At 47.1% G+C, this 766-nt stretch carries 1 protein-coding gene; it reads right to left on the bottom strand.

Features of this window, described 5'->3' with window-relative positions; all coding sequences use genetic code 11:
* Positions 1-17: 17 nt before the first annotated feature.
* Positions 18-766 (bottom strand): IS5-like element ISLpl3 family transposase gene (locus tag HF569_RS12170; RefSeq protein WP_168902621.1). Its coding sequence is split into 2 segments (ribosomal slippage), with 750 coding nucleotides annotated over them: positions 18-469 and positions 469-766; the frame shifts between segments, so codons are not numbered across the junction. This gene is flagged as partial in the annotation.

Below are 766 nucleotides of genomic sequence, written 5' to 3' on the forward strand. Positions count from 1 at the left end.
TAGGGTCCGTCTGAAAACTACTTAAGTAAGATGCAAATTGAGGCAATGTAAACCGTAGCCAGATAAACATGAGCGAGCTTATCATAACGCGTTGCAATCCTACGAAAGTTCTTCAACTGATTGAAGAAGTTCTCAATCAAATGGCGCTCACAATAAACGTGGTAATCACAGGTCCACTTGTCTTTGGTATTTTCCTTTGGCGGAATGGTATAGACGGCTGCTTTATCTTTAATATACTGGCGAAGTTTCGCGGTGCCATAGGCTTTATCCGCGATAATATTTGATTGAGAAATATCGAAGCCTTCCAGCAACTCACTGGCAACTTGGCTATCATGTACTTGACCACCTGTTAGGCGAAAACCCAAGGGATTCCCTAATCCGTCAACGAGTGCGTGAATCTTGGTCGTTCGGCCACCTCGACTTAGTCCAATAGCTTGATTTTCGACCATACATTCGGCGTTTTTTTTGCCCCAGTGGCCTTTTGATGCGCTCGAACGATCGTTGAATCTAAGCTCAAGTTTTCCATGTCGGGATTGTCAATCAATTCGAGAAAAACCTGTTCGAACAAGCCTGAACTTACCCAGGCTCGGAAGCGACTATACACCGTTTTCCAAGAGCCATAGCGTTCAGGTAGATCACGCCAAGGAGCCCCGCTGCGCATGAGCCAGAGGATAGCGTTGAGGGCGGTACGGTTGTCTAGGCTTGATGGACGGCCAGTCCGGTATGGCGGGAAGTATCCTTTGATTCGGTCCCACTGAGCATCTTC

The sequence above is a fragment of the Levilactobacillus tujiorum genome (assembly GCF_012641185.1).
GTDB classification, from domain to species: domain Bacteria; phylum Bacillota; class Bacilli; order Lactobacillales; family Lactobacillaceae; genus Levilactobacillus; species Levilactobacillus tujiorum.